This is a genomic window from Leptolyngbya sp. FACHB-711, from assembly GCF_014695615.1.
In the GTDB taxonomy this organism is placed as follows: Bacteria; Cyanobacteriota; Cyanobacteriia; order Elainellales; family Elainellaceae; genus Leptolyngbya_A.
The window spans coordinates 1-1908 of the sequence record NZ_JACJOR010000067.1 but is presented as its reverse complement, the minus strand read 5'-3'; the positions used below and the strand labels follow the sequence as shown (position 1 = coordinate 1908).

General features: G+C 52.7%; 2 protein-coding genes. One reads left to right on the top strand and one right to left on the bottom strand.

What is annotated here, in order from left to right:
• Nucleotides 1-641, top strand: a 641-nt coding sequence (gene rpiA, locus H6F80_RS01590) for a ribose-5-phosphate isomerase RpiA (protein ID WP_190789870.1), incomplete at its 5' end; no start/stop codon positions are given.
• A gap of 120 nt (nt 642-761) precedes the next feature.
• Here the strand turns inward: rpiA and H6F80_RS01585 are convergent.
• Complete coding sequence (locus H6F80_RS01585) at nt 762-1802, bottom strand: DUF2325 domain-containing protein (RefSeq protein ID WP_190789869.1); 1041 nt, start codon at nt 1800-1802, stop codon at nt 762-764.
• Between the last annotated feature and the right edge of the window lie 106 nt (nt 1803-1908).

Sequence of the window (1908 nt, the reverse complement as noted above, 5' to 3'; positions counted from 1 at the left end):
TGCAGTCAGGGGCGATCGTCGGTTTGGGCACAGGGTCAACCGCAGCCTTTATGATTCAGTTTTTGGGCGATCGGCTCAGATCGGGCGAACTGAAGGACATCAAAGGCATTCCCACATCATTTCAGGCTTCAGTGCTGGCAAAGCAATACGGCATTCCGCTCACCACGCTGGATGAAGTCGATCGCATTGATATTGCCATTGACGGCGCAGACGAAGTTGATCCCCAGAAAAACCTGATTAAAGGCGGCGGCGCAGCCCACACCCGCGAAAAAATTGTTGACGGGCTGGCAGAACAGTTTATTGTCGTCGTTGATAGCTCTAAACTCGTCGATCGCCTGGGAGCTTTCCCGCTGCCGATCGAAGTGCTGCCAATGGCAATGACCCCCGTGATGAAGGCGATCGAGAAGCTGGGCGGTCAACCCGAAATCCGGATGGCGGTTAAAAAGGATGGTCCGGTGATTACTGATCAAGGCAACCTGATCATCGATGTCAAGTTTGGCACAATCGACAATCCGGCTGAACTGGAAAAAACACTCAATAACATTCCAGGTGTGCTGGACAACGGGCTGTTTGTGGGCGTTGCCGATATTGTGCTGGTGGGCGAACTCAAGGATGGGCAGCCCAGTGTGCGGGAGTTTTAGGCAAGGATTGGGGGATGAGGAGACAGGGAAATGAAAGGGTGAGTGAGGAGCAGGTTGGGGAAGGGAAGGGGCAGGCCTGTGAATGGGTGAAACTATCCCTCACTCCCTTGCCCCCTTTACTCAAGCCGGCTTCGAGAGATGATTATGACGGCGGGCAAACTGTTTCATCTTTAGCCCGTATTCGATCGCCTCTAGCACCCGCACCACTCCGGTAGTGTTAATCATTTCAACGGCTTTTCCGGTTCGCTGGGCTGCCTGAGTTGCCTTGTCGGTTAGTTTGTGGCTGGTATAGGCGGTCATGACCAGAACCAGATCTGCTGTGGCAATGTGGCTTTCTGCCTGCTCTGCGATCTGGGGTCCTGCCTGAGCTGTACACCAGATTAAATTCACGTCTGAGTCGCGCAAGCGGTTGCGAATTGCAGTTTCAAGGCGATCGTGTCCGCCAAAAATTACCACCTTGCCTTCCAGGGAACTGTAGGGATTGGGGCGTTTTTCAAAAGTGCGATGGCGAACGCGAAGCTGAACATCCGGGGCACGTTCGACTCTTGCCCGGTTTTCTAGAGCCTTGTTGTAGATAAAGCCGAGCGTCTGTTCATAGCTGCCTCTGAGCCGGGCAACCGGACCTTCTTCGCTGCGGTGGTTAATCTGGGCAATCAGCGCACCCACGACGTCCTCCAGTGCCCCGATCGCTTTCAAATCATGCAGATAGGCACGCACGGCGATCGACGCCTCCGTGGCGCTATAGAAATCCTCCTGTTCAGCAATCATCTCTAGCAGGTCGGCTTTGAGTCCCTGTCGCCAGCGATTTGTCTGCTCGGCGAGCCGTTCATCAAGCAATCTTTCTTCGTGGAGAATAAGCTGGCGATCGACGGTTTGAGCTGCCAGCAGCGGGGCGTTTTCGATTTTTTCTCTTAAATCTGCGGCTTTTTCCTCTAGTTTGAGCCGCGTCATGCTTTCACCAAATGCCTCTAGGGTAAGCTGAGCCAGCATTTGTTCAACCTGCGCTAGCAGCGGCTCCAGCCGTTCCTTGATTCGGGCGGTTTCCTGATCAATCTGTGCCTGACGCTGCTGCTGTAGGCGGCTTTCTTCTAGCTCTATTTGCGCCATCGACAGTAAATCCTGGACAGCATTTTCAAGTTCATCTAAATCTGAGGGGTCCATATCAAAAGAAATAATGCGATCGTTAAGAGACAGTCTGGCTTTTCCTGTAGAAAATGCTCAAGAATTGCCGACTGCATAAAGTTTCGTTAGTTTTATTATTGCCAGT

What these genes read in the sequence shown, in the direction of transcription:
- H6F80_RS01585 (WP_190789869.1), bottom strand. Translation starts at nt 1,802, where the DNA reads ATGGACCCCTCAGATTTAGATGAACTTGAAAATGCTGTCCAGGATTTA.